General features: G+C 38.5%; 22 protein-coding genes. 15 read left to right on the forward strand and 7 right to left on the reverse strand.

All coding sequences use genetic code 11. The annotated features are described in order from the left end of the window. Positions 1-81: 81 nt before the first annotated feature. Positions 82-1,365: an ATP-binding protein gene (locus tag DRW42_RS10395; RefSeq protein WP_113948764.1), complete on the forward strand. Its 1,284-nt coding sequence runs from the start codon at positions 82-84 to the stop codon at positions 1,363-1,365. 440 nt (positions 1,366-1,805) lie between these two features. On the opposite strand, the gene DRW42_RS10400 is transcribed toward DRW42_RS10395, so the two are convergent. Beyond that, a complete protein-coding gene (locus tag DRW42_RS10400) occupies positions 1,806-2,030 on the reverse strand; it encodes a helix-turn-helix domain-containing protein (protein ID WP_113948765.1) in 225 nt (74 codons plus the stop codon). A 646-nt stretch (positions 2,031-2,676) separates the two neighbouring features. Here DRW42_RS10400 and DRW42_RS10410 point away from each other — a divergent pair. From DRW42_RS10410 to DRW42_RS10420, 3 genes are read left to right on the forward strand one after another with little or no spacing between them, the layout of a single operon-like run. Next, positions 2,677-3,321, forward strand: coding sequence for a TlpA family protein disulfide reductase (locus DRW42_RS10410; protein WP_158544320.1), 645 nt, complete (start codon positions 2,677-2,679; stop codon positions 3,319-3,321). Positions 3,322-3,335: 14 nt separating this feature from the next. Next, entirely contained in the window at positions 3,336-6,527 is a 3,192-nt protein-coding gene (locus DRW42_RS10415; protein ID WP_113948768.1) for a SusC/RagA family TonB-linked outer membrane protein, read from the forward strand. Positions 6,528-6,537: 10 nt separating this feature from the next. After that, a complete protein-coding gene (locus DRW42_RS10420; protein ID WP_113948769.1) occupies positions 6,538-7,899 on the forward strand; it encodes a RagB/SusD family nutrient uptake outer membrane protein in 1,362 nt (453 codons plus the stop codon). 35 nt (positions 7,900-7,934) lie between these two features. On the opposite strand, the gene DRW42_RS10425 is transcribed toward DRW42_RS10420, so the two are convergent. Continuing rightward, complete coding sequence (locus DRW42_RS10425) at positions 7,935-8,246, reverse strand: hypothetical protein (RefSeq protein ID WP_113948770.1); 312 nt, start codon at positions 8,244-8,246, stop codon at positions 7,935-7,937. 34 nt (positions 8,247-8,280) lie between these two features. Further along, entirely contained in the window at positions 8,281-8,739 is a 459-nt protein-coding gene (locus DRW42_RS10430; protein ID WP_113948771.1) for a hypothetical protein, read from the reverse strand. A gap of 447 nt (positions 8,740-9,186) precedes the next feature. On the opposite strand from DRW42_RS10430, the gene DRW42_RS10435 reads away from it, so the two are divergent. After that, the gene (locus tag DRW42_RS10435) at positions 9,187-9,783 is read left to right on the forward strand and encodes a LytTR family transcriptional regulator DNA-binding domain-containing protein (RefSeq protein WP_158544321.1); all 597 of its coding nucleotides are present in this window, start codon (positions 9,187-9,189) and stop codon (positions 9,781-9,783) included. 99 nt (positions 9,784-9,882) lie between these two features. Here DRW42_RS10435 and DRW42_RS10440 read toward each other — a convergent pair whose 3' ends face one another. Then, a complete protein-coding gene (locus DRW42_RS10440) occupies positions 9,883-10,494 on the reverse strand; it encodes a nucleotidyl transferase AbiEii/AbiGii toxin family protein (protein WP_244215241.1) in 612 nt (203 codons plus the stop codon). Positions 10,495-10,569: 75 nt separating this feature from the next. Then, positions 10,570-11,058, reverse strand: coding sequence for a helix-turn-helix transcriptional regulator (locus tag DRW42_RS10445; RefSeq protein ID WP_113948774.1), 489 nt, complete (start codon positions 11,056-11,058; stop codon positions 10,570-10,572). 289 nt (positions 11,059-11,347) lie between these two features. Here DRW42_RS10445 and pxpB point away from each other — a divergent pair, with 289 nt between their 5' ends. Genes pxpB through DRW42_RS10470 form a run of 5 tightly spaced genes read left to right on the forward strand, consistent with a single transcriptional unit; the run spans position 11,348 to position 17,596 of the window. Continuing rightward, on the forward strand, positions 11,348-12,085 hold the full coding sequence (pxpB, locus tag DRW42_RS10450) for a 5-oxoprolinase subunit PxpB (protein WP_113948775.1): 738 nt from the start codon (positions 11,348-11,350) through the stop codon (positions 12,083-12,085). Next, a complete protein-coding gene (locus tag DRW42_RS10455) occupies positions 12,085-13,080 on the forward strand; it encodes a 5-oxoprolinase subunit C family protein (RefSeq protein WP_113948776.1) in 996 nt (331 codons plus the stop codon). Before pxpB ends, DRW42_RS10455 begins: the two co-directional genes overlap by 1 nt. Further along, complete coding sequence (locus tag DRW42_RS10460) at positions 13,080-13,841, forward strand: 5-oxoprolinase subunit PxpA (RefSeq protein ID WP_113948777.1); 762 nt, start codon at positions 13,080-13,082, stop codon at positions 13,839-13,841. Before DRW42_RS10455 ends, DRW42_RS10460 begins: the two co-directional genes overlap by 1 nt. Beyond that, positions 13,838-15,022: an NRAMP family divalent metal transporter gene (locus tag DRW42_RS10465; RefSeq protein ID WP_113948778.1), complete on the forward strand. Its 1,185-nt coding sequence runs from the start codon at positions 13,838-13,840 to the stop codon at positions 15,020-15,022. Before DRW42_RS10460 ends, DRW42_RS10465 begins: the two co-directional genes overlap by 4 nt. A 12-nt stretch (positions 15,023-15,034) precedes the next feature. After that, positions 15,035-17,596: a M1 family aminopeptidase gene (locus DRW42_RS10470; RefSeq protein ID WP_113948779.1), complete on the forward strand. Its 2,562-nt coding sequence runs from the start codon at positions 15,035-15,037 to the stop codon at positions 17,594-17,596. A gap of 587 nt (positions 17,597-18,183) precedes the next feature. Here the strand turns inward: DRW42_RS10470 and DRW42_RS28750 are convergent. Beyond that, the gene (locus DRW42_RS28750; RefSeq protein WP_158544322.1) at positions 18,184-18,336 is read right to left on the reverse strand and encodes a hypothetical protein; all 153 of its coding nucleotides are present in this window, start codon (positions 18,334-18,336) and stop codon (positions 18,184-18,186) included. Between the two features lie 181 nt (positions 18,337-18,517). Here DRW42_RS28750 and DRW42_RS10475 point away from each other — a divergent pair, with 181 nt between their 5' ends. Genes DRW42_RS10475 through DRW42_RS10495 form a run of 5 tightly spaced genes read left to right on the forward strand, consistent with a single transcriptional unit; the run spans position 18,518 to position 24,560 of the window. Next, positions 18,518-19,900: a mercuric reductase gene (locus DRW42_RS10475; RefSeq protein WP_113948972.1), complete on the forward strand. Its 1,383-nt coding sequence runs from the start codon at positions 18,518-18,520 to the stop codon at positions 19,898-19,900. A 3-nt stretch (positions 19,901-19,903) separates the two neighbouring features. Then, positions 19,904-20,863: an ABC transporter ATP-binding protein gene (locus DRW42_RS10480; RefSeq protein WP_113948780.1), complete on the forward strand. Its 960-nt coding sequence runs from the start codon at positions 19,904-19,906 to the stop codon at positions 20,861-20,863. Continuing rightward, entirely contained in the window at positions 20,856-22,427 is a 1,572-nt protein-coding gene (locus DRW42_RS10485) for an ABC transporter permease/substrate-binding protein (protein WP_113948781.1), read from the forward strand. Before DRW42_RS10480 ends, DRW42_RS10485 begins: the two co-directional genes overlap by 8 nt. Further along, positions 22,427-23,575: an ergothioneine biosynthesis protein EgtB gene (gene egtB / locus DRW42_RS10490; protein WP_113948782.1), complete on the forward strand. Its 1,149-nt coding sequence runs from the start codon at positions 22,427-22,429 to the stop codon at positions 23,573-23,575. Before DRW42_RS10485 ends, egtB begins: the two co-directional genes overlap by 1 nt. A gap of 7 nt (positions 23,576-23,582) precedes the next feature. Continuing rightward, complete coding sequence (locus DRW42_RS10495) at positions 23,583-24,560, forward strand: L-histidine N(alpha)-methyltransferase (protein ID WP_113948783.1); 978 nt, start codon at positions 23,583-23,585, stop codon at positions 24,558-24,560. Positions 24,561-24,951: 391 nt separating this feature from the next. Here the strand turns inward: DRW42_RS10495 and DRW42_RS10500 are convergent, their stop codons facing one another. Next, a complete protein-coding gene (locus tag DRW42_RS10500; protein ID WP_113948784.1) occupies positions 24,952-26,022 on the reverse strand; it encodes an aminotransferase class V-fold PLP-dependent enzyme in 1,071 nt (356 codons plus the stop codon). Between the last annotated feature and the right edge of the window lie 30 nt (positions 26,023-26,052).

Genomic DNA, 26,052 nt, shown 5'->3' on the forward strand with positions numbered 1-26,052 from the left:
GATAATGTTTAAAACTTGTAGAATGCTGCAATAAATTGAATACAAATTATTGATATATTTGCTAATTAATTTAGTAAGTATATGTCGGTAAAGGTTAACATCACGTCGAAAGGAATACAAAAAGTTCTCAAAAACTATAACGAGAAACAGGCCATTGCAGAGTACATCTGGAATGGTTTTGATGCCAATGCCGATACCATCAAAATAGATTATACGGCAAATGCTTTAGGTCTTTTAGAAAGTTTAACCATTGCCGATAATGGATATGGTATTAATTTTGACCGTTTACAGCAAAAATTCGATCCCTTTTTTGAATCTGAAAAGTCGCTGCAGATTGTTGCACCGAAAGATACCTCGAAAATGCATGGACGTAACGGGGTAGGGCGGCTTACCTTTTTTACTTTTGCGCATAATGCTACCTGGCAAACTACTTACCAGTCAGAGGAGGGTTTTCGTTATGGCGAAATCCAGATCAGTACCGGAGGATTAAACAGTTACAGTCATGATTTTACAGCCCAGCCCACCAGCACAGGTAATACCGGTACAACAGTTTTATTTACCAACCTTCGAATCAGCGAACAGGAAATGCAAGAGCTGGTATTGCCATTTCTCATCAACGAGTTCTGCTGGTTTATAGAGCTGAATAAACATAAAAACTACTCAGTTTTGGTAAATGGCGAGGTTTTGGATGTTAGCACCAATATAAAAAGTCTGGAAGAATTTAATCTTTTTTATCCTGATAGCAATGTTACTTTTAAAATTAAGTACGTGCACTGGAAAGAGAACCTGCATAAAGAGCTGTCTAAATATTATTTCCTGGCAGGAGGGGAAGAAATTTATAAAGATTACACCACACTGAACAAAAAAAGCGATGATTATTTCCATAGCATTTATATCGACAGCGATTTTTTTCGTGATTTCGATTTTAAGAGTTTTGAAAATGAAGGTCAGGTAGCCATATTTGGTGCAGCAAAGTCTTCTCCCGAATACCGTTTTTTAATTAAAGAACTTACCACATACCTTAAAGAAAAACGTAAACCTTTTTTGAAGGAATATGCCAACCGGCTGATTGAAACATACGAGCAGGATGAAATATTCCCCGCTTATGCCGATGAAAAAGAAACGCATAAGCAAAAGCCAGCGCTTGTTAACTTAATAAAAGCTTTATACGAGATAGAACCGAAGTTGTTCAGCAGTTTAAATACCGATCAAAAGAAAGTACAGGTAAGGTTAATCAATCTTTTGCTGCAATCTAATCAGGAGGAAGAGTTATTTGAATTATTTAACGGAATGATTGAACTGGAGGTAGAAGAACAGGAGGAACTTGCCTCTTTACTTATTGGTAAGAATTTAGTGATATCGTAATGCTTCAATATCAATGATGAGAAGTTAATTTATATAATTTCCTATAGTTACCATCATCTCGGGTAACCATCATGGCTTTTGCCATGAGAAATGGGTTAAAATTATGTTATCAGATTTTGATATTGTGCTCCTTGTAAAACTCAGGTGAGTTAAGGTATCTCAGGTGGTTGTAAAAAAATAACAAACTGCTTATTCAATCCGCAAGCTTTAGCATTTGAGAATATTTAAGCAATCAACTTTCCTTTTTCAGCGATGTTTGTTGTTTGATCATAGGAGACCGTTATAAGCTTATATGCACTTAAATGTCTTATATGGTATAAATAAATAAGTTTGATTATGAGTTATTTACTTGGACATCATTACAAGAGGAATGATAACGCTTTCTGAAGCAAAATATATGTCAATACTTGAGAATTAACCAGATTCAGGTTTTTGGTTTTTTAATAATCCAATAAATCTTTTGGATGGATATCCAATCCTTTTGCAAGTTCGAAAATAGTGGATAACTGAACATCAAATTTACCATTCTCGATCTTGGAAATATTGCTGTCATCAATGTCGCAGTTTCTTGCCATTGCACGCAAGCTCAAGCCCTTACTGTTTCTAATTTTCTTCAAATTGAAACCGAAATCCTTTTTAATAATTGAGCCGTCTTTCTTGATCATCGAGGTTAAATAGTTGCGACCTCAAAGTCTCCAACTTATTTAAAAATTTTGCGGTTATATATTACCGTATTTTAAATTATTTTATTATATTTGGTTTAGTAACAGGGTATTAATGGTGTTGCGTTTTACCGTCATATCTTATGCCTTTATTCATCTATTTTAACATGAAACAGAAAACAGACGTATGCAATTATCCGTTTGCCTTTTATCAGGGCTGTTTTGTTGTTTCTTTTATATCCCAAAATCATCCACAGTCCCATGTTCGTATTCCGCAGAAATGTCCTTTTAACTGGTTGTACCCTTTAAAGCCTAAAAACCCTGTTTAGTACATATCCTTGCCCTATAGCAGCAGTTCAGTTATATTGTTAAGGTTATAAATGGTTATAACTGCTGTTTATAGGGCTTTTTTACCCAGATTTCTTATTTCAATAAAAGGTTTAACCGCTTGCCATAGATCAGGATGTTTTACTGGCTTGCGTGTTACGATTTCTGCTGCTTTTACAAGCGGCGGGGTGGGATCGTTTGGCCTAAAGTTAAAATTATTTCAATTAAATAAACCATGCGAAAAAGTATATTTTTTAACGTATTGGCATCGCTATGCCTAAAAAAAAGAAGATTCCGGGCATCGCCCATGCCATCGGAAATTATGACATATCATTACCCCAATCAGACGAAAGAACATCAGATTTTGCAACTGCTTGCCGGTTTATCAAAAAGTGAGGTTGTTTTTCACCGTTTAAAAAGGAAAAGTCTGCTCAGGATTAGCACATCTATAATTCTCGTACTCATTTCCTGGAACTGTTTTGCTCAAAATGAAAACATTGAGCCATTAAAAATAGGTGATAAGCTGCCAGAAGCAATTTTGAATACCTCGTTTCAGGTTGTCAGTTGTAGTTCGGTGAACATCGATAGCCTAAAATTAAGCCAGTACAAGGATAAAATTATCCTGTTCGATTTTTGGGCCTCCTGGTGCAGCAGCTGTATCTATAAATTTCCGGTATTGGAACAGTTACAGGAAGAATACAAAAATGATCTGGTGGTCATCCTCGTTGATTCTAAAGAAACCAAAGATACCCCGCAACGGATACTGGGGATATTAACAGGTGCTAAAGCGCCTTTTCGAAAAACAACTTTGCCCACCATCTACAATGATACAGTACTGACCAAAATTTTTCCGCATCGGTATCTTCCGCATTATGTATGGTTTGGTAAAGATGGGACACTGAAATTGATTTCCTCCGCCGAATTATTAAATGCACAAACAGTAAATGCATTATTATTAAAACACTAAAAACGCCTCAAACAATGAAAAAACTACTAACAAACTTATTTTTTATTTTATCATTCAATATTAGCTATGCACAATACCTGTTAAAGGGCCGGATTTTAAATACTACAGATAGCACTGGTGTATCGGGAGTTAGCATCCATGTTTTACCTGGTAATTATAGTATGCAAAGTGATTTGGCCGGTAATTTTCAGTTTAATCTTCCATCCGGTAATTATGATGTTTACTTCAGTCATGTTGGTTACGGAAAGCAAAAGAAAAGCTTTAAAATAACCAGAGATTTGAGTGTTGATTTTTATTTGCAACCACTGACGAACGAACTTCAGGAAGTGGTGGTGCATACGGGTTATCAGGACTTGCCCAAAGAGCGGTCGACAGGTTCTTTTGTAAGTATTAATGCCAAAAAACTGAACGAACAGTTTAGTACTGATGTGTTAAGCCGGTTAGAGGCTGTAGCCAATGGCGTTTCTGTTAACCACCGTTCTGGTACTAATGGTAAATTAATGGTTCGGGGATTAAGTACTATAACCGGTCCGGGCCAGCCGCTTGTGATACTTGATAATTTTCCTTACCAGGGTGACTTAAATAATATCAACCCCAATGATGTAGAAAGTATAACCATTTTAAAAGATGCATCTGCCAGTTCGATATGGGGGAGCCGTGCAGGTAACGGTGTAATTGTAATCACTACAAAAAAAGCAAAGGCAGGCCAGGCATTGAATATTGATTTTACAGGAAACTTCAGCATTACGCCAAAACCCGATTTATATTACCTGAGCCAGATGTCTGTTCCTGATTATATTGGTGTAGAGCAATTTTTGTATGATAAAGGCTATTACAATTCGAGGATCAACTCAAGCTCAAAACCCCCGCTATCGCCCGTTGTAGAATTGTTGATCGCGAACAAAAAAGGAACATTAAGCAATCAGGCCCTTCAGGATGCTTTGGCGAAGCTGGCTGAACAGGATACGCGCCGCAATATCCTTCAAACCAATTACCAAAATGCCATGGCCAGGCAGTTTGCATTATCGCTCAGGACGGGTGGCAAGGTTACAGACTGGACTTTTAGCGCAGGCTACGATGCCAATACTTCAAATCTGGAAGCCCAAAGCAATAGGTTAAATTTAAATAGTTACAATATTATTCGGTTATATCCCTGGCTTACGATGGATATTGGTCTGCGTTTAACTCAATCAAAAAGTGGCAATGGTAAGGCCGGTTACAACGATTTAGACAATAATTTGAATATCATTTATCCTTATCTGAGCCTGGCAGATGCCAATGGAAATGCGCTGCCCATAGCTAAAAATTACAGCCTATCCTATCTTAGCGGTTTAAATTATAATCTGCTTGCTGATTGGAAATACTATCCATTAACCGATTACCTTGAAAATGATATCGGACAAACCACCAGGGATATCGTAAGCAATTTTGGCTTAAATGTAACGGTATTTAAAGGTTTTAAAGCCAGTGTTAAATATCAATATGAGTTTCAGCAGTTTTATGCACGCAGCCTTTTTGGAGCAAACAGCTTTACGGCCCGGAATCTGGTAAATTTATTTACACAGGTAAGCAATACGGGGGTGGCAACCTACAGGGTGCCAAAGGGCGGACTTTTAGATGAAACTGAAAATTTGCTGCAATCGCAAAATTTACGCGGACAACTGGCATATAGCAGGAATTTTGGTGCGCACGAGATCAATATCATTACTGGTGCAGAGCTGAATGAGAACAAAACGAAAAGTTGGGGAAGCAGGTTGTTTGGTTATAATGATGAAAATACCACTTTCAGCTATCCGGATTTAACAAATACCTATCCAAATTATGTAACGGGAGTATTAAATTATATCGACAAAGGGCCAACCGATAGGCAATTGCGACTTAACCGCTTTGTTTCCTTTTACGGCAATGCTGCTTATACTTATAAGCAACGCTATACACTATCAGCCAGTGCCCGGAAAGATGCCTCGAACCTATTTGGGCTTAATGCGAATGATAAATGGAAGCCATTATGGTCTGCAGGCTTTGCCTGGAACATTACAAATGAAAGCTTTTTTAAAGTAAACTGGTTACAGGAGTTAAAATTAAGGGGAAGCTATGGCTACAGCGGAAACGTAGACCAGTCGAAAGTAGCCATTACAACCATAATTGGTAGTGCCATTTCTCCATTTACCGGAACGGTTGAATCAAGGTTTGATCAGTTTGTTAATCCCGATCTGCGCTGGGAACAGGTGGGCACTTTTAATGTGGGGTTAGATTTTTCTGTACTTAATAACAGGCTGTCGGGAAGTATTGAAGTATATAAAAAGCATGCAAAAGATCTGTATGGATCGAGCCAGGTTGATTATACAGCTGTCCCGACGACGATCCTTTTTAAAAATACAAGTGCTATGCAGGCCAAAGGGCTGGATGTTTTGTTACAAAGCAAAAACATCACCGGGAAATTTAGCTGGATCAGTGATGTTAACTTTAGCCTATACCGTGATAAAGTTTTAGAGGTTTATAAATCAGGCAGCAATGGCAGTTCGTACATAAATGGCGGTACTTCTATCGTAAATGCCAAAGGGTATCCTGTTTTTGCAATGTTCAGTTACAGGTGGGCAAGCCTCGATCCGCAAAATGGTAACCCGCAGGGCTATTTAAATGGTGCTGTTTCTAGTAATTATAATGCTATTGTTGGGGCGGGCACCAAACTTAGTGATTTATCTTATGATGGACCAATATTTCCAACCGTTTACGGGAACCTGGGTAACACCTTTAGTTATGGTGCTTTAAGTTTAACCCTAAGGCTGAATTATAAATTTGGTTATTGTTTTAGGCGGGCAAGTATTGATTATAATAAGCTTTTCAGTGCAGGTACCAGCCATGCCGATTATGCATTACGCTGGCAAAAACCTGGCGACGAAAATTTTACCGATGTACCCTCAATGCCATACCCTGTGGTGAGTAGCAGAGAAAGTTTTTATTCTGCTAGCGAACAATTAATAGAAAAAGGTGATCATGTACGAATTGCCTACCTGGCAATAACTTACCAGTTAAATAAAGAAAAGATAAAGCGATTACCATTTAAGTCAGTTCAATTACAGGCAAATGCTTCTAATCTGGGCATTATCTGGCGTGCAAATAAAAAGGGGTTAGATCCTGATTATACCACCTCAACCATCCCACCGTCAAAATTTTTCAGTTTAGGCTTACGCGCAACATTTTAAAATTAAAACCATGAAAAAAATATTTTATTATTTATTTGCCATTGTGCTGGTTTATAGCTTAAATGGCTGTAAAAAGTACCTCGATGCAAAACCAAATTCGAAATTGGCCACGCTTGAAACCTTAGAAAACCTACAATCGATACTTGATGATGAAGTAAGGCTCAATTATGTATGGCCCAGTATGGGCGAAGTATCCTCAAATGATTATTACCTTACTGATGTGGATTTAGCAGCATTGGTTAAAGATAATTACCGTAAGTTGTATAATTGGGAAACAGGCAAATATTTTCAGGGTGATGCTAACGATTGGTATTATTCTTATTTGCCGGTATATTACGGAAACTCGGTATTGGAAACACTGCCCAACATTACACGTAATGGTATAAATAATATCGATTACGATAATATAAAAGGGCAGGCTTATTTTTTTAAAGGAGCAGGCATGCTCGCGGCCTCTGCAATATTTTGCCAGGCTTATGATGAAAATACGGCCAGGCAACAATTAGGATTACCCATCAGAAAGAGCACCGATTTTAATGTGCCATCGGTAAGATCGAACCTTGCTGATACTTACGCACAATTAATTGCTGATTTAAAACAGGCCGCTGCTTTATTAAAAGTTAAACAGGTACATGTAATGCGCCCAGGTAAAATAGCCGCCTATGGCATGCTATCGCGGGCTTATTTGGCAATGAATAAATATGCCGAAGCCACACTGTATGCCGATTCGGCCCTGCAGTTAAATAACCAGCTTTTAGACTATAATAGCTTAAATGCCAATGCCGAAAACCCTGTACCGATATTTAATGTTGAGGTATTGGTGAGTTTAATGATGACCACGCCCGATCCGCTGAAACCCAGTGTGGCTAAAATACCCAACGAGCTTTACACACAATACAAAACAGGCGATTTAAGAAAAACAGTATTTTTTAAAAACAATGGTAACAATACCTGGGCCTTTAAAGGAAGTTATAATGGTGACCTTAACTTGTTTTGCGGAACAGCAGTAGATGAAATGTATTTAAACCGTGCCGAAGGTTACGCGAGGGCAGGTAAGTTAAATGAAGCACTGGCCGATCTTAACCAACTGTTAAGAAAAAGATGGAATAAAGCAATAACTTATATTCCTTATCAAAGTAATAAGCAGGAAACGGTGATTAACTGGGTTTTAGAAGAACGCAGAAAAGAATTAATGATGCGGGGTTTACGTTGGATGGATATAAAACGGCTAAATCAAATGGGAGCCAACATTACCCTGAGCAGAAATATGAATAGTGGTAACAGCGTGTTAAAACCAAATGAGTTACGCTATGCCTTATCTATACCTGAAGATATTATTAACATAACAGATATAGAACAGAATCCTAGATAACATAAAAAGCGGGGAAATTTTCCCCGCTTTTTATGTTATGGTTTTTTCGTTAACGCATTATCAGTCAAAAATACTGGAGTTTTATCTTCTATAAACTCTTCGAATTCGCTTATGTTTCCTTCAAAACTATAACGGCATACTAAATTTCCTGAAGTGCCACAACCTGGTGTCGAACCATCAACTTCTTCCCAGTTATTAATATTGTGTAAATCTTCTTCATCGGAGGAACTGCTCAGGTACTGGTATACAGTAGGAGTTTTGGAAACATTCTTGAATGCATTCAAAGTAACGAACGAGCCGAACCCAACCAGGGCTACAAGGCTTAACATTAATTTTCTACTTTTCATAATCTGAACTGTTTTATTGCATTTGAAAAAACAGCTAAAAAAGTTGGTTAAGGTATTGTTGATTATATTTTTGAGAAGCGTTTGATTTAAAATCCGGATAGTTTTTTGTTGAGTAAAAAATATATATGATCAGGCTCCCGCTGATTTCCATTTTGCCATTGCCATGAAATATGGTTGTGAAATTACTTTCAGGACGGATAAGTTTACTATCAAGCTGTTGGCTTTGTGGCTTTGTTGCTGGTTTAATTAAGGTAATGGGCAAACGATTGCCGACTGCTATTTGAGTTTGAGCAGCTAAAAACCTGATCATTTTTGGGTTTTGAGAGTGTAGGAAAAATAGTTGTTCATCACTTAGAATGAATTTTTCAGTAATCCATTTTATGAAGTTCTCTGAAATGGATTTCACTTCTATTTCCAGAGATTGATCTGTTTTCTGATAGGAGTACTTTTGCAGGTTTTGAAAACCCTCGTTTGAGAAATTGAATTTTTCCATTGGATAAGACGTTAAGTTGTTTGATGGCCTTAACTGGCCGATAAACAAACTTACTCTTGATCTTTTGGAGATAGTGCTGTGTGCGTACTTTTTGTATTTGAACGATAGCAAATTTTAAACTGAATGATACACGTCTGTATTTTTGGATAGTATTTTGCTGTATGTTTGATAATTGGGATATTAATTTATCAATTCTACAGATAAATCTATACCAATAATTAAATGCGCTCCATGGTTTTAAATAATAATTGGATTCTCTATCCGCCAATTTATTATCGGGTATTATTTTACCTGTTCTGTGCTCACTTTATGGTTTCGTACGGTGAGGCGGAGAGCCTTTTTGAATTATTAAGCCTGCCATACTATTACCCCGCATTAATGGGCAGTTTTATAATTACAGTTATTATTGCCGAATACATTTTAGCCATTACCAAATATTTAGATCGCATGTTTCCACAGTTTTATGGCCTTGGTAAAAGGATAGTCTATCAAATACTTTGGGGAATATTTTCTACAATTTTAGTCGCTATCACCATGGCGGCCCTATATTTTTGGATGAGGAGAACCGATATTATCAGTGCAGGATATTTTCGCTATGATTTTACGGTTGTTTCAGGCTTTATCATATTTTTAAATACCCTGTATCTGGCCATAGGGCTGGTACAATACCGTAACTTACAGCTTAAAACAAGGACGCCAAACAAGGAAAAACCAAAAGCTTTTGCAGATGCCAACGAAAATATTGTGGCTATTTATCCAGTGGAACGCGGATTTGTGGCCATTTTAAAAAGTGGAGAATCTGTTATTTGGAGCAAAACGATAGAACAAACCTTAAAGGAGCTGCCGGAAGAAGAATATTTTTTAATTAACAGATCAGATATTATTCATAAGAGTATCATTGCAGGTTATCAACCAGGTGATTCACGTCGGTTAAAGCTTATTCTTAAAGAACCATTAACATCGCGTAAGGTATTTATGGTTAGTCAGCGTAAAGTAGTATCCTTTAAACGTTGGTATAAGGAAGATTTAGCTAATAATGGTTAAAAAGAATTAATAAAAAAGACAAACCCTGAATATAGTGACTCCAAGGTGAGGAATTATTTTTGGAGTAATAAAGCTATTTAATCAAATCAGACTTAAGAATTATTCTTCACCTGGAAGGTTTGACATATCTGCTTTTGCAGCCTCGAAGTCTTCCTTGATGAATATCCATTCCTTCGCCATTAAGCACAATGGATCAAAATCCATATCAGCACCTGTAAAGTCAGTAATATTATGTAGAATCAATTCCCTGTTATGAGTCCACTCAAAACGTTTTAAATGAAGATCTATCATGGTATCAAGATCATATCTGTCAAGTAATTGATGCAGATCCCAAAAATCTTTTTTTCTTCCTCCTCTTTGCACCACATCAATCTTCATTGCAATAATTTCTTCTATACTGGCCAACCTGAGTCCTTCAATGATTACGGCATCCTGGAAAAAGGGATCCATAGAATAGTAGATGTCTAGTTTTACCGTATTATTCTTATCAGAGCCAATCAAATAAGATTTACCCATAATCGGACTTCCTCCAAAATTCCCAAAAACGTAAGAGAAATTTTTCTTTAGAAAAGTTTCAATCACTTCAAAATCTATAGAATTGTAAGTTGCATCTGTAAATAGGTCGATATCTACCGATATCCGGTGTCCTATATGTAAACTTAGGGCGGTACCTCCAACCAAACGAAATTGTGCCAGTTCCCCTGCTTTCATTAAAATAAGAAGATATTCCTTTAGCTGATTATTGACTGTTTTCCAATATAGCATGATCAAAAGCGATTTACTATTTTACATAATGGGTAAACTATTTTCAACGATGCTACTACGTCCGGTAACTTCTTTGATTTTCTTGCTACCATAAAAATCGGATATGGCTTTTTTTTCCTGGTCATCCCCACGCTCAAAAATTCTTTTAATAATCGTTTTGTATTGTTTTTGCCAATCTAGTTTTTCGATATCGGTATCCCAAAAAAGAGACTTACGCAAAAGGTTCAAATCTGGTCGATACATGGCCTGCTCTCTTTTTATCTCCTCAGTAATACTGTAATAAGCTTGCAGTAGGTACATTGTTCCTTCCTCAAGCTCCAAAGCCCGGTCGATTTTTAACGAAACTTCGGCAGTAAGCAGGCGTCTGCCCTTAATTATAGCTGTAATTGTTTGTGGATATTCTGGCAATGAAAGTGCAAATGGTCCCTTTTTCAAGTTTCTCTTTTTTAGTTCACGATCCAGTATTAACCCGGGGTGTATGCCTTTATATTTTTCTAATAACGCTTCCATATATACAAAAATAAACAAAAATGTTTATTTTATATTGTTTAGTTTTATTTGTTTTAATAAATTTGATTTTTTGAGATTATTGTTTAATTAATGAACCATTAAAATTTATATTTAGGTTGATATCTATAGCATTTAATTTAAGAATTATAATTACGCAAAGACTTTAGTTCTTGTCCATTTTTACAAAACCTTTGCGATTTTGATAATATATAATCATTTTTATGGCTAAACATTTTTCTTATGCCATTAAAGAGCATGATTTTTACTGAAATATTATCAGGTTGCTAATATGGCTGAACAGGAAACATATTTTTCGGATGATTATCCCATTAAAATTTATGGATTAAGTGAACAATCGCTTACTATAGAGTTCGGAACCGTAATAAATGAAAATTTATTGAGCTTAATTACAGGTTTTAATCAGCTTTTATTTAAAAAGCCTTTTCCTGGATTAGTAACTGCTGTACCAGCTTATTGTACTTTAACTGTTTTTTATGATCCTTTAATCATTTCCACATCTGGTCTCAGTGGTACAACCTGCTACGATAAAGTAAGTAATTATCTTAAAAAACTTGGATCGGCAAAAAGAGAACAATCAACTGTTATCACAGATAATGTAATTATCCCGGTCTGCTATGGCGGTATATATGGACCCGACATTGCAACAGTTGCACTAACCAATGGGATTACAGAAAACGAAGTGATAACAATACATTCTTCGGGATTTTATACGGTATTTATGATCGGCTTTGTACCCGGCTTTGCCTATATGGGTGGTATGGATAGAGTATTGGCCACACCACGTAAAGCCATTCCTGATTCCAAAATACCTGCCGGCGCAGTGGGTATAGCAGGTACACAAACCGGTATTTATCCGATAGAAACACCGGGCGGCTGGCAGATCATCGGGCGTACCCCTTTAAAACTGTTCGATGTAAACCGTTCGCAACCTTCATTATTAAGGGGAGGAGCCCGGGTTACTTTTAAGCCCATTAAGGTTGAAGAATTTAATGATTATGCTGTATAATGAAAATTAGCATCATGAAACCTGGTTTGTTAAGTACCGTGCAGGATTTAGGCAGGTATGGGTACCTTTCGCAGGCGGTTCCGGTTGCTGGCGCCATGGATCAGTTGTCGCATCGCCTGGCCAATAAAGCCGTGGGTAATGATGATGATCTGGCAACCATAGAGTTTACTTATGCCGGGGCTTCTTTTAAAGCAGAAACCGATGTTTTGCTTGCTTATTCAGGGGATGGGGCCTTTCTAGTTTATAATGAGGAATTAATGCCTGCAGAAAAACCATTGTTCTTTTGTGCCAGCTCGATTATAAAACTGATTGCCAATCCGATTGGTGTGCGCACTTATTTAGCTGTTGCAGGTGGTTGGAGTGTACCCAATGTAATGGGAAGTAAAAGTACTTATCTTACCGCTGGTTTTGGTGGTTTAAAAGGAAGGGCATTGCAGAAAGGAGATGTTCTGGGAAATGGTAATGAATTAAACCTGGTTTCGGCAGGCATAAAGGATCAGCTTATTAAAAATGAATTGATTTTTCCGAACTGGCGCATTTCGCGTGAAAGTTTATTGCCGCACAACAGACAAACCCTGCGTGTGGTTTTAGCTAATGAAATCAACTGGTTTGATGCCACTTCAATCATTTCGTTTTTAACCAAAAGTTATAACGTTGATAGGCGAAGTAACCGGATGGGTTATCATTTAGTAGGAAAGCCATTAATGCGGAAAGTTAAAAGAGAACTCCTCAGCACCGCAGTAACACCAGGAATAATACAGGTTACGGGAAGTGGCGATTTGGTAATATTAATGGCCGATTGTCAAACCACAGGGGGGTACCCACGTATTGCCCATATTGCTGCGGTTGATTTACCCTTATGTGCCCAGTTAAAGCCGGGCGATGAAATCCGTTTTTCTGAAATTTCGCAAGATGAGGCAGAAGAACTTTATCTTGAAAGAGAACACGATTTAGCTTTAATTACCACGGCGATAAGCCTTAAATATATTAGATAATGAAAATGATCGACCTTAACTGCGATATGGGCGAAGCTTTTGGCAATTATACCATGCCCAATGATGATCTGCTGATGGATTATATTTCATCTGCAAACATTGCCTGTGGTTTCCACGCCGGCGATCCCGCGGTAATGCAGCAAACTGTTGCGCTGGCCATAAAAAAAGGGGTGGCCATTGGCGCACATCCGGGTTTGCCCGATTTACAGGGTTTTGGTCGCAGGGAAATGAAAGTCTCAGCAAGCGAAGCTTATCAGCTTACTTTATATCAAATTGGTGCTTTAAGTGCTTTTGTAAAAGCTGCCGGTGGTAAATTAAACCACGTTAAAGCACATGGAGCACTTTATAACATGGCAGCAAAAGATGCAGCGTTGGCAAAAGCAATTGTACAGGCGGTGTACGATTTTGATCCCGGCTTGATTTTATATGCACTGGCAGGAAGTAAAATGATTAGCGAAGCAAAGGAGAAGGGGATTACAACGGCATCAGAAGTTTTTGCGGACCGTAGTTATCAGGATGATGGCACGCTCACTCCCCGTACTGCAAGTAATGCCTTAATCGGTAATGAAGCAGATGCTGTTAATCAGGTGCTTGGTTTTGCCTTGAAACAGGAAGTAACAAGTACAAATGGCAACCTGATTTCGGTTGTTGCAGAAACCGTTTGCCTGCACGGCGATGGCGCACATGCGGTTGCATTTGCCAAACTCATTTCTGAAAGATTGAAAAAAGAAGGTATTTCTATAACAGCTCCTAAACGATGAAGCAAAAATACAATTGGAGCGTACTTTTAGGTGCAGCATTTTTAATGGCCTCATCGGCAATTGGTCCGGGATTTTTAACGCAAACAGCTGTTTTTACCCAACAACTGGGAGCCAGCTTTGCCTTTGTAATCCTTTTATCCATTATACTGGATGCGATTGCGCAACTCAACATCTGGCGCATTATTGCCGTTGCCGATAAACCCGCACAGGATATTGCCAATAAGGTATTCCCCGGTTTGGGTTATTTTATTTCTTTTCTGGTTTTTTTGGGTGGTTTGGCTTTTAATATCGGCAACATTGCGGGTGCTGGTTTGGGCTTAAATGTATTGTTTGGCATCAGTGTTGGGCAGGGAGCAGTAATCAGCGCCATTATGGCTATTGGGATTTTTATCTATAAAGAAGCCGGCAAGGCCATGGATGTTTTTGCCAAAACCATGGGGCTCATTAAAATAGTATTGGCATTAATTATTGCCTATACCACTTCGCCGCCATTGGCAGAGGCTGCCTTGCGTGCAATAAATCCTACCCAGTTTAGTTTTACGGCCGTTTTAACCATTGTTGGCGGTACGGTTGGTGGTTACATTACCTTTTCGGGGGCACATCGATTGTTAGATGCCCGGCAAACTGGTATAGAAAACCTTAAAGCAGTAAACAAAGGCGCTTTAAGTGCAATTGGTTTAGCCTCTGTTATGCGTTTATTGCTGTTTATCGCTGCTTTAGGTGTAATTAGTAAAGGATTAACTTTAGATCCGGCTAATCCTGCAGCATCGGTATTTAAACTGGCCAGTGGCGAAATCGGTTATAAAATATTTGGAGTAGTCATCTGGGCGGCAGGTATATCATCTGTTGTGGGGTCTGCCTATACTTCTGTTTCTTTTATCAAAAGCTTTCATCCGCTGATCTTGAAATTTAACAGGGAGATTATTATTACTTTTATATCCATATCATGTATTATTTTTATCCTGATCGGTAAACCGGTTAAAATATTACTTACCGTTGGGGCTATTAATGGTTTTATCCTGCCAATTGCTTTAGGAATTATGCTTATTGCCGCCTATCGGACCAAAATTATTGCAAATTACAAACAACCGCTCTGGTTAACATTAACAGGTTTAGCTGTGGTAATCACCATGGTTTGGATGAGTTACGGTACCATTTTACAGATGATTAGCGGAGAATAATAAACCACAACAATGAAGAACATCACAAAATATTTACTTCTTTTACCTCTTTTAATTTCAACAGGTTTTGCGCAACAGGTGAAGCAGAGTATTGCCGTTGAACCGGGTGTTTCGTTTGCCCTGGCAACTTCGCGAAGCGCCAGTATCAGTAACATTCAATATCAGCTTCATTTTAATATTCCTGCTGAACAAACAGCTTTAATTCATTCAACAGAAAGTATTGATTTTAAATTAAATAAAATAGATCAGTTACAGATAGACTTTAAACAAAATACGGATCATCTGAAAACAATTTCAGTAAATGGAGAGGCTACTGCCATCAGTTTTAAAGATGAACATATCCTTATTGAACCGCAATATTTAAAGTTGGGCAATAACCACATTGAAATAGCTTTTATTGCAGGTAACGAATCGCTGAACAGGAATAAGGATTTTCTTTACGCACTTTTTGTTCCTGATCATGCCCGAACAGTATTTCCCTGTTTTGATCAACCTGATTTAAAAGCTAACTTTTTACTTTCGCTAACTGTTCCAATTGATTGGAAAGTAATGGCTAATGCGGTTAAGAAAGATTCGTTGCTGCAGGCTAACACCATCACCTATCATTTTAAAAATTCGGATAAACTGCCAACTTACCTCTTCTCTTTTACTGCAGGAAGATACACTTTCATTAATAAGAAAATGAAAGACCGTAATATGGAATTTCTGCACCGCGAAACCGATTCTGCAAAAATTAAGCTTAGTGTCGATTCTGTTTTTGTAGCCCACCGCGATGCCATCGATTTTTTGGAAGATTGGACCGCGATAAAATTCCCTTTCCAGAAAGTTGGTTTCGTAGGGGTTCCCGATTTTCAGTTTGGAGGTATGGAGCATCCGGGCGAAGTGCAATATAAAGCATCAGCTTTATTTTTAGATCAGGGCGCAACAAAAGATCAGTTTATTTCGCGTTCAAACCTCATCTCACACGAAACTGCACACATGTGGTTTGGCGATCTGGTAACTATGAAATGGTTTAACGATGTTTGGATGAAAGAGGTGTTTGCCAATTTTATGGCTGATAAAGTAACCGAAAAGCTGATGGGTAAAAGTACTTTCGATCTTAAATTCCTGCAGGACCATTATCCGGCTGCCTATGGTGTAGACAGAACCCTGGGCGCCAATCCCATCCGTCAGCAATTGGATAACCTCCAGGAAGCGGGTTCTATGTATGGCAATATCATTTATCACAAAGCGCCGATTATGATGCGGCAGCTCGAACTATTGATGGGCAAAGCGGATTTTCAGAAAGGCATCAGGGAGTATCTTAAAAAATATGCCTACAGCAATGCTACCTGGAACGATCTGATTACGATTCTAAGCAAATACACCAAAAGCGACCTCTATAGCTGGAATAAAGTTTGGGTAAATGAGCCAGGCAGGCCAATTTTTAGTTACGATATTAAATATGATGGCGATAAAATAAGCGATTTAAGTCTTAATCAAACGGGCGAAACAGGTGGACAAAGGGTTTGGCCACAATCATTCACTATAAAGCTGGTTTATCCTATCTATAATAAGGTTTTAACAGTAAATGCCAAAACAGCTAAAACCATTATTACGGAGGCAAAGGGGCTCGCTAAGCCTCAATACATTTTGTTTAATGCGAATGGGGCAGGTTATGGTCTTTTCCCGATTGACCAACTTATGGTTGCTGATGTTTACAATATTACCGATCCTTTAGAAAGAGCTTCTGCCTATATTAATTGTTATGAAAACATGCTTTCGGGCAAAAGTTTTAAACCCTACGAACTGCTGGTGGTACTACTTAAGGGAATTACGGTAGACAAAAACGAAATGAACCTCCGTTTGCTTACGGGCTACATAACCAATATTTACTGGACATTTCTCAAAGCAGAAAAACGTGAATCTATTAATGTTTTAATGGAGAAAACGATCTGGAAGGCTCTAGATGAAGAAAAACAGGCCAATAATAAGAAGATTTTATTTAATGCCTATCAGAATATTTATCAAAGCGCAGATGCGGCTAAGCGTATGTACGGGATCTGGTTTAAACAATCAGCTCCTGAAGGGATTAAACTTTCTGAAGATGATTATAGCTCACTGGCTTTAACCTTAGCGCTCAAAACGGATACCACAAACACCATTCTAAAAGAACAACTATCGCGGACAAAAAATGAAGACCGTAAAAACAGGCTGATTTATTTAATGCCTGCGCTATCATTGGATGTAAAAGAACGTGATAACTTTTTTAATAGCTTAAAAGATCGTAAAAACCGCCAGAAAGAGGCTTGGGTAGCTACTGCGCTTGCATATCTGCATCATCCGGTCAGGCAGGCTACATCGGCAAAATACCTTGGTGAGAGCCTGGATTTATTGACCGAGATACAAAAAACAGGAGATATATTTTTTCCTCAATCGTGGCTGGCTGCAGTATTTTCAGGTTATAACAGTGAAAAGGCTTATGCTGTTGTGCAGGAATTTTTAAAGTCGCATCCTGGTTACAGTCCAAAACTAAAAGATAAAATTTTGCAGACTACAGATAACCTCCGTAGGGCACAGCAGATTATGCATTAATTTTAATGCATGGGCGCCTTTTCTGGCGGGATTTGTTACGTACAGATTTAAGGGCATTTTTACTTTGTGGGAGCGTTAATTTATATTTAAGGGGTAAGCATGAATTTGTTTGCCCTTTTCTATTTTTGCTATTGGCCCCGCTATTATTGACTATTCGATAACTTATTGTTAATGTGCTGGTTACGAAATAATGCATTTCCATCCAATTAGGCCAAAGCACCATATCACCGTTCTACTTTTAATCCGGCCTAACAAAGTTTTCGGATTCTACTGACCCAGCCACCCCACTGACTTCCAAAGAAAAGTTTTCAGCCGGCATTTTTTGTTTCTTTTTGATGCCAAAAAGAAAGAGCCCTTCGGCGGCGGCGAGCCGATGCTGCGCAGCAGGGCAAAAATCAATTAGAAATGTTTATTGATCAGATGATGTGTTGGGTAAATAATTATCTGTTTCATTAATCGTGACATAATTGCTATTATTTCATTATTTGGGAAATAGAGCTTTTTATCTTTGCATTGCCGTCATTTCGAGCGGAGTGCAACGCAGTCGAGAATCTATCTCGAGACTGATCTCTCTATTTCGCTACGCTTCAATCGAGATGACGATCATGTGTAATAAACTCCGTCTGGCTATTTAAATCATCCAATAAACTGGTTAAAACCAATTCTCTTTTATCTTCGATGGAAAGGTCATCCTGTATATAAACGGTAAGGTTGGTGTTGTCTGCGGCTTGAGTATGCATGAGGCAAATTTTAATGTTTGTCAATTTAATGTCTATAATTATCTAACGTTGTTTTTTTGATATGGTTTGTAACTTTTTTAGTTGAACTTTAAGAATATAATCTGCAAAAGAATAAATCATGTTGTGTAAAACATTGATCCGCTTATTCAGGTTATTAGTAACAACAAAACAAATCCTTTCCATGAAACATTACGACGCCATCATTATCGGAGCGGGGCAGGCAGGCACGCCATTGGCCAAAAAGCTTGCTGAAGCAGGAAAAAAGACCGCTATTGTTGAAAAACGATTAGTTGGGGGCACTTGCATTAACGATGGTTGTACACCCACAAAAGCAATGATTGCTTCGGCCAGAGCAGTTTATCAGGCAAAAAAAGCATCAGATTTAGGTGTGGACATCGGCGATGTTAAAATTAATTTCAAAAAAATTAAACAGCGTAAGGATGATATTGTAAAGCAGTTTCGCGAATCTTCGGAAAAAGGGATCAATAATACTAAAGGACTTCAGTTGATTTTTGGAACAGCCAAATTTAGTGGCGAAAAAGAACTAACCATTGCCCTTAATGATGGAGGCGAGGAGAAAATAACAGCCGATCTGATTTTTATCAATACCGGCGCGAAAACAGCTATTCCCGAAATAGAAGGCCTTGATGCCATTGATTACCTGACATCGACAACCATTTTGGATCTAGAAGCTGTTCCGGAGCATTTGGTGGTTATCGGTGGGAATTATATCGGACTGGAATTTGGGCAGATGTTTAACCGTTTTGGAAGTAAAATAACCATTTTAGAAAAATCATCCGGCATAATTGCCAAAGAGGATCAGGATATTTCTTCAGCCCTGACCGAAATTTTAACCAACGAAAAAATCGAAATCATCACTGATGTGAAGGTTAGTAAAATAAGCAGAGATAAAAAGCAAATTCAAATTGCAGTAGAATCCGGCAAAACAAAGAAAAACATCATCGCAAGTCATTTGCTCATTGCAGCCGGACGTATACCGCAAACTGCCGATTTGGGGCTCGAAAGCTGTGGCGTAAAACTTGATGATAGAGGTCATATCCTCGTGAATGAAAAGCTCGAGACCAATATCAAAGGAATTTATGCCCTGGGCGATGTAAAAGGTGGTCCGGCATTTACCCATATTGCTTATAACGATTATACCATTGTTTACCGCAACCTGATTGAAGGTACAAACTATTCCATACACGATCGGCCTGTACCATATTGTATGTTTACCGATCCGCAGTTAGGAAGGATAGGTATTTCGGAAAAGGAAGCTAAAGAACAGAAATTGAATTATGAAGTTGCTGTTCTGCCCATGGCTTATGTTGCCCGTGGTATCGAAACCAACGAAACTTTGGGTTTGATGAAAGCCGTAGTGGATGTTGATACAAAAAAGATACTAGGGGCTGCTATTTTGGCTTCTGAAGGCGGTGAGATCATGTCGGTTCTCCAAATGGCTATGGAAGGGGGCATTACCTACGATCAGATCAGGTATTGCGTTTTTGCACATCCCACATATACCGAATCGCTGAATAACCTTTTTATGAAAATCCATAAATAAAACATGATTGAATTAAAAGGCATAAGCAAAAACTTCGGAGATACCCGGGCCGTAAAACAGGTATCTTTTAAAGTTTCCGAAAAGGAAACACTGGTATTGCTGGGTACCAGTGGCTGTGGCAAAACCACTACCTTAAAAATGATTAACCGCTTAATCGAGCCTGACGAAGGACAGGTTTTGATCAATGGTGAGAATGTTATCGATCAGGATCCCGATATGCTGCGCAAAGGAATAGGTTATGTGATGCAGAACATCGGGCTTTTTCCTCATTATACCATTGCAGAAAATATTGCTCTCGTGCCTAAACTTTTAAAATGGGATAAAGAAAAAATCAAAAGCCGTACGGAGGAGCTGATCCAAAAGCTCCATCTTCCTGAAAGTACGCTGACGATGTTTCCACATGAATTAAGTGGTGGGCAACAACAACGTGTGGGCCTTGCCCGTGCTTTGGTTACCGATCCTTCGGTACTGTTGATGGACGAGCCCTTTGGTGCTTTGGATAATGTTACCCGCGCCAGTATCCAGAAAGAATTTAAAGCGCTCGAAGAATTGAAAAGAAAAACCATCGTGATGGTTACACATGATGTACAAGAGGCATTTGAGCTAGCCGACAGGATTTGCTTAATGGATAAAGGAGAAGTGGTTCAGATAGGAACACCTAAAGAATTACTTTATAAACCGGTAAATGATTTTGCCAGGAATTTTTTAGCCAGCCAAAGGCTTGCATTAGAGTTTAAAGTAGTTGTTATACAGGATATTTGGGCTTATTTACCTAAAGAATCACTAAAAGATGGAGATAGTCATTCTGCTGATTTAAGCGTATGGGAAGCAATGGAATTATTAAGAAATAATAACCATTCTGATTTACGTATTACCTGTTCTAATCAGGAAAATAAAACGATCAATTTCGAACAGCTGACCAAAGGATTTAACCAGTTTCAAAACGCACAGGTACATGAATGAGCAACAGCAAACCTTATGGCAGTTCATGGCCGGGCAATCTGATAAATTGCTCAGTCAAACCTTGCAACATGTGGGTTTAACCTTTATTTCTTTACTTTTTGCTATCGCCATTGGCTTACCATTGGGCATATTGATTGCCAGAAAAAGGAAACTTTCGGGAACCGTTTTGGGTATTGCAGGTGTGCTCCAAACCGTGCCAAGCATTGCCTTGCTGGGTTTTATGATTCCTGTTTTGGGGATTGGCGCTAAACCGGCCATTGTAGCCCTGCTTATTTATGCCCTGTTGCCAATTATACGCAATACCTACACGGGCATTATAGGCATCGATCAGCATGTTAAAGAAGCTGCCAGGGCTATGGGCATGAGCAAAAGTCAGATTTTGCTAAAAGTCGAATTACCCCTCGCCATGCCTGTTATTCTGGCCGGTATACGTACGGCAACCGTAATTAACGTTGGTGTAGCTACGCTGGCTTCGTTTATTGCTGCGGGTGGATTGGGTGAATTTATTTTTGGCGGTATTTCGCTTAACAACACCAATATGATTTTAGCCGGAGCAATTCCTGCTGCTTTACTCGCCATCATATTAGATGCCCTGCTTTCCCTTATCCAAAAAATGGATTTTAAGAAGCTGAGGAAAGCTTTGTACGTTTTTCCCGTTGTTATTCTCATATTGGGTGGCTTCTATGCTTTACCTACCGCTTATGGCTCTACCTTAACTGCCGGATTTACGCCCGAATTTATGGGCAGGCAGGATGGCGATCTGGGTTTAAAATCTACTTACGGCTTAAAAATCCACACCATCGTCATCAGCGATGCGGTGATGTATAAAGCAGCTTTTGCAAAAGAGCTGGATGTAATCAGCGGTTATTCAACCGATGGCCGTTTAAAAGCTTTTGACCTGAAAATTTTAGATGACGACAAACATATTTTTCCTCCGTATTATGCTGCACCAATTGTTAGAGAGGATGCTTTAAATAAATTTCCTGAGCTGGAGAAAACCCTCAATTTACTCGCAGGGAAAATCACAGATTCGATCATGACCGATTTGAATTATAAGACCGATTACCTGCATCAGCAGCCGGAACGGGTAGCCAAAGATTTCCTGATCAGCAATGGTTTATACAAAGCAGCTAAAAACGGGCATAATGGAACGGTAAGGATTGGCTCAAAAATTTTTGGTGAACAGTATATCCTTGCCGAAATGTACAGCATGCTGATTAAGGGAAATACAGATTACGATGTGGCTACTAAAACCGGGTTGGGCGGTACAAAAATTTGCTTCGATGCATTGACGAACGATCAGATCGATTTTTATCCCGAATATACCGGAACAGGATTATTGGTTTTATTACAACCCAACCTGAAAATCGCGAAAGAAATGGCACACGATAAAGAGAAGACCTATAATTATGTGAGCACCGAATTTGAAAAGAAATTTAAAATCAAGTGGCTAAAACCAATCGGATTTAATAACTCTTATGCATTAATGATGCGGCAAAAACAATCAAAAGAACTGAATGTTAATAGCATCTCAGACCTTAAAAATTACCTAGATAAAAATTAATGGAACTGGTAGAAGAATACTTAAGGATTAGGAAATATTCCGAGCAGATTTGTGAACCCTTACAAACCGAAGATTATGTGGTGCAACCCGTTGCAGATGTAAGCCCGCCCAAATGGCACTTAGGTCATACCACCTGGTTTTTCGAAACTTTTATATTAAAGCCCTTTTCTGTTAACTATCAGGTACATAACGATGATTATAATTTCGTTTTTAATAGCTATTATGAAACCGTTGGTAATCGCGTAATCCGTACTGATAGAGGTAACTTGAGTCGGCCGAGTGTAAACGAAATTTATCAATACCGCGCTTATGTTGATGAAGCTATGGTTAACTTTTTAAAAGCCCCTTTAGCGGATGAAGTAAAAGAACTGTTAATTTTAGGCTTTAATCACGAACAGCAGCACCAGGAACTTTTGCTTACTGATATTAAATATATTTTAGGTAACAATCCGCTGTTTCCGGTTTATTCAAAGGATAAAAAAGAGGTTTTAACCAGTAAAATCGAACCTGGTTTTATCAATATCGAAGAAGGCGTTTACGAGATCGGTTATAATGGAAAGGATTTCAGCTTTGATAATGAACTAAACCGGCATAAAGTTTATCTCCACGATTTTGCAATCAGTAAAACATTGGTAAATAATGCCGAATTTTTAGAATTTATCAACGCAGGAGGTTACAAAAACTTTAACTACTGGCACGCAGAGGGCTGGGACTGGGTAAACAGTAATCAGGTTACATCGCCCATGTACTGGCATTTAATTGATGGCAAATGGTTTAATTACACTTTAGACGGACTCCTGCCAGTTGATTTAAACGCCCCGGTAAGCCATATCAGTTATTACGAAGCTTATGCTTTTGCCAGCTGGAAAGGTATGCGACTACCGACCGAATTTGAATGGGAGGTAGCGGCAAAAAACTTTAACTGGGGCGAAAGGTGGGAGTGGACAGAGAGTGCCTATCTCCCTTATCCTGGTTTTAGCAAGGCACCTGGTGCCATAGGCGAGTATAACGGTAAATTTATGGTTAACCAAAAGGTATTGCGTGGCGCATCGATAGCTACTCCCGCCAAACATTCGCGCATTACCTACAGAAATTTTTTTCACCCACATTTAAGATGGCAGTATACAGGCATCCGCCTGGTAAAATAATTCCAATATGAGCACGAGCACCACCATTGAAACAACAACAGACAACAGAACACAATTTCTTCAGGAAACCTTAACCGGATTACGCGCCGAACCGAAATTTATGCTTTCCAAGTATTTTTACGATGCTACCGGCGATCGCATTTTTCAGCAGATTATGGAAATGGAGGAGTATTACCTCACCAATGCGGAGATGGAAATCCTGCAATATCAATCTGCACAGCTTTCGCAGGCCATATCTGCAAATGGTACCGCTTTCGATCTGATCGAACTCGGGGCAGGAGATGCCACCAAATCCATTCACCTGTTAAAATCACTACTCGATAAACAAGCAGAGTTTAGCTATTTGCCGATTGATATTTCTGAACATGTAATCTCAGATCTTGAAGAAAATTTACCTAAAAAACTGCCTGCTCTGGATATTAAGGGCTTGAATGGTGATTATTTCGATATGCTGAAAAGGGCTACAGAATTATCCGATCGTAGAAAGGTAGTGTTGTTTATGGGGGCAAATATTGGCAACATGACAATCTCAGAAGCAGAAAGCTTCTGTTTATCACTAAAAAAACGGCTTTCTCCTAACGACCTGCTGATTATTGGCTTCGACCTGAAAAAAAATCCGCAACAGATTTTGGCTGCATACAACGATAAGGGAGGCATTACCAGGTCTTTTAATCTTAATCTGCTCCAACGTATCAATAAGGAACTTGATGGTAATTTTAACGTTGACCAATTTGAGCATTATGCCACTTACGATCCGGCATCTGGTGCCTGCAAAAGTTACCTGATCAGTTTAAAAAACCAGATTGTTAATATTGGTCACGATGCCATACATTTTGCTGAAAATGAGTATGTTTTTATGGAAATTTCTCAGAAATATTCCTTAAACGATATTGATGAGCTTGCCGAAAAAACAGGTTTTAAACCGCTTCAGCGCTTTTTTGATCAGCACCAGTATTTTGTAGATGCCATTTGGAAGGTGGATTAATCTTTTTTATTCAAAATGTGATCGTCATGCTGATCTTGAATGTTCGAGGCAAGCATAGTTCTTGCTAATAACCTGAACTTGATAATTATTTGTTGATGATGATGCTTTAAAATAGGGCTAGTCCAAATCGATTCGTCATGCTGAATTTATTTCAGCATCTTTTTAGCATGAAAGACCCTGAAATAAATTCAGGGTGACGGAGGTCAATTAGTTCGCTAAATGAAGTTAATTTATCATATTTGTTGATGATGATGATGCTTAAAATAGGGCTAGTCCAAATCGATTCGTGATGCTGAATTTATTTCAGCATCTTTTTAGCAGAAAGACCCTGAAATAAATTCAGGGTGACGGAAGTCAATTAGTTCGCTAAATGAAGTTAATTTATCATCCTCTAAGATTGATCCAAAACCTCGAGCAGTTTATCCAAATCCTCTTCAGTATTGTAAAAATGAAAGGAAATCCTTGTACCGGTTCCCCTGGGTGAGCAGAGTATTTTGGCTGATGCAAGTTTATCTACCATATTTTGCTCCAATGGCATACTCATGATGCTGGATTGATATTTTCGGTCTAAATTCCATTCCGGAATTAAGCCTCTCGAATGAAGTTCCAATCTAGCGCGGTTGCATAATTCCTGTATATTTTTTTCAATCCAATCGAAACCGATATTGCCGAGGTAATTTAAACTTTCGTTCAAGGTACCAAAGTTTAAGCTGTCTAAGTGGCCGGGTTCGAAACACATCGATAGATGATCCTTTCCCTTTAAAAAAGGAGCTGTAGGTAGTTCAGCTAATTTATTTTTATTGTAAATGGCCGCTTTCATCTGGTCGGAAAGAAAAGCATAACCGTTCCCATATCCGCCCAGTAACCATTTATAACCACTGCCCAGTAAAGCATCCAAACCCGATTTTTCGAAATTAAAATCAACAGTTCCTAAAAATTGGGTGCCATCCCCAATCAATAACAGCTTAGGATAAGTTGTTTTCAGTTTTTTGATAAAATCATCATCCATCCGCAACCCGCTGATGTACTGAACCATGCTAAAGGCAAATATGGTGGGTTTAAAGGCATCAATGGCTTTGATAATGTTATCTTCCAGGTTTTCATCTATCGCAATCGTGTGATGTTCAAATCCCATACTGATGACCGGATAACTTACCGATGGATATTCTTCTTCAAGCAATAAAAAACGGTGGTTTTTATCCAAACCGTTCAGTAAAGTATTAAACCCGACAGAAAAGTTCTGTACCAGAAAAGTATGCTCTGTTTTTGAACCAAAAAGTTTGGAGATATTGTTCCTTAACTCGCCGATTACAGGCAGGTTTTCCATCCTGAAAATGCTTCCACCGGCAATAAAAGCTTCATCGTGTTGGTTACGCCACGCAGCTATATTGGTTGATAAAATCCCTGAATTAGCGGTGTTGAGATAAGTGTAGGTGTTGAGGATAGGGAAAGATAGATTCATACTCAAAATTAAAAGAATAATGTGTTAAAA

The organism is Pedobacter miscanthi (assembly GCF_003315595.1).
Lineage (GTDB): Bacteria > Bacteroidota > Bacteroidia > Sphingobacteriales > Sphingobacteriaceae > Pedobacter > Pedobacter miscanthi.

Bases quoted from the DNA above. Each gene is read 5' to 3' on its own strand.
- DRW42_RS10400 (WP_113948765.1), bottom strand. From the start codon at position 2,030: ATGATCAAGAAAGACGGCTCAATTATTAAAAAGGATTTCGGTTTCAAT.
- DRW42_RS10420 (WP_113948769.1), top strand. From the start codon at position 6,538: ATGAAAAAAATATTTTATTATTTATTTGCCATTGTGCTGGTTTATAGC.
- DRW42_RS10425 (WP_113948770.1), bottom strand. From the start codon at position 8,246: ATGAAAAGTAGAAAATTAATGTTAAGCCTTGTAGCCCTGGTTGGGTTC.
- DRW42_RS10440 (WP_244215241.1), bottom strand. From the start codon at position 10,494: ATGAAAGCAGGGGAACTGGCACAATTTCGTTTGGTTGGAGGTACCGCC.
- DRW42_RS10410 (WP_158544320.1), top strand. From the start codon at position 2,677: ATGACATATCATTACCCCAATCAGACGAAAGAACATCAGATTTTGCAA.
- DRW42_RS10435 (WP_158544321.1), top strand. From the start codon at position 9,187: ATGTTTCCACAGTTTTATGGCCTTGGTAAAAGGATAGTCTATCAAATA.
- DRW42_RS10395 (WP_113948764.1), top strand. From the start codon at position 82: ATGTCGGTAAAGGTTAACATCACGTCGAAAGGAATACAAAAAGTTCTC.
- egtB (WP_113948782.1), top strand. From the start codon at position 22,427: ATGGAACTGGTAGAAGAATACTTAAGGATTAGGAAATATTCCGAGCAG.
- DRW42_RS10445 (WP_113948774.1), bottom strand. From the start codon at position 11,058: ATGGAAGCGTTATTAGAAAAATATAAAGGCATACACCCCGGGTTAATA.
- DRW42_RS10485 (WP_113948781.1), top strand. From the start codon at position 20,856: ATGAATGAGCAACAGCAAACCTTATGGCAGTTCATGGCCGGGCAATCT.
- DRW42_RS10460 (WP_113948777.1), top strand. From the start codon at position 13,080: ATGAAAATGATCGACCTTAACTGCGATATGGGCGAAGCTTTTGGCAAT.
- DRW42_RS10470 (WP_113948779.1), top strand. From the start codon at position 15,035: ATGAAGAACATCACAAAATATTTACTTCTTTTACCTCTTTTAATTTCA.
- DRW42_RS10465 (WP_113948778.1), top strand. From the start codon at position 13,838: ATGAAGCAAAAATACAATTGGAGCGTACTTTTAGGTGCAGCATTTTTA.
- DRW42_RS10415 (WP_113948768.1), top strand. From the start codon at position 3,336: ATGAAAAAACTACTAACAAACTTATTTTTTATTTTATCATTCAATATT.
- pxpB (WP_113948775.1), top strand. From the start codon at position 11,348: ATGGCTGAACAGGAAACATATTTTTCGGATGATTATCCCATTAAAATT.
- DRW42_RS10455 (WP_113948776.1), top strand. From the start codon at position 12,085: ATGAAAATTAGCATCATGAAACCTGGTTTGTTAAGTACCGTGCAGGAT.
- DRW42_RS10430 (WP_113948771.1), bottom strand. From the start codon at position 8,739: ATGGAAAAATTCAATTTCTCAAACGAGGGTTTTCAAAACCTGCAAAAG.
- DRW42_RS10480 (WP_113948780.1), top strand. From the start codon at position 19,904: ATGATTGAATTAAAAGGCATAAGCAAAAACTTCGGAGATACCCGGGCC.
- DRW42_RS10475 (WP_113948972.1), top strand. From the start codon at position 18,518: ATGAAACATTACGACGCCATCATTATCGGAGCGGGGCAGGCAGGCACG.
- DRW42_RS10495 (WP_113948783.1), top strand. From the start codon at position 23,583: ATGAGCACGAGCACCACCATTGAAACAACAACAGACAACAGAACACAA.
- DRW42_RS28750 (WP_158544322.1), bottom strand. From the start codon at position 18,336: ATGCATACTCAAGCCGCAGACAACACCAACCTTACCGTTTATATACAG.
- DRW42_RS10500 (WP_113948784.1), bottom strand. From the start codon at position 26,022: ATGAATCTATCTTTCCCTATCCTCAACACCTACACTTATCTCAACACC.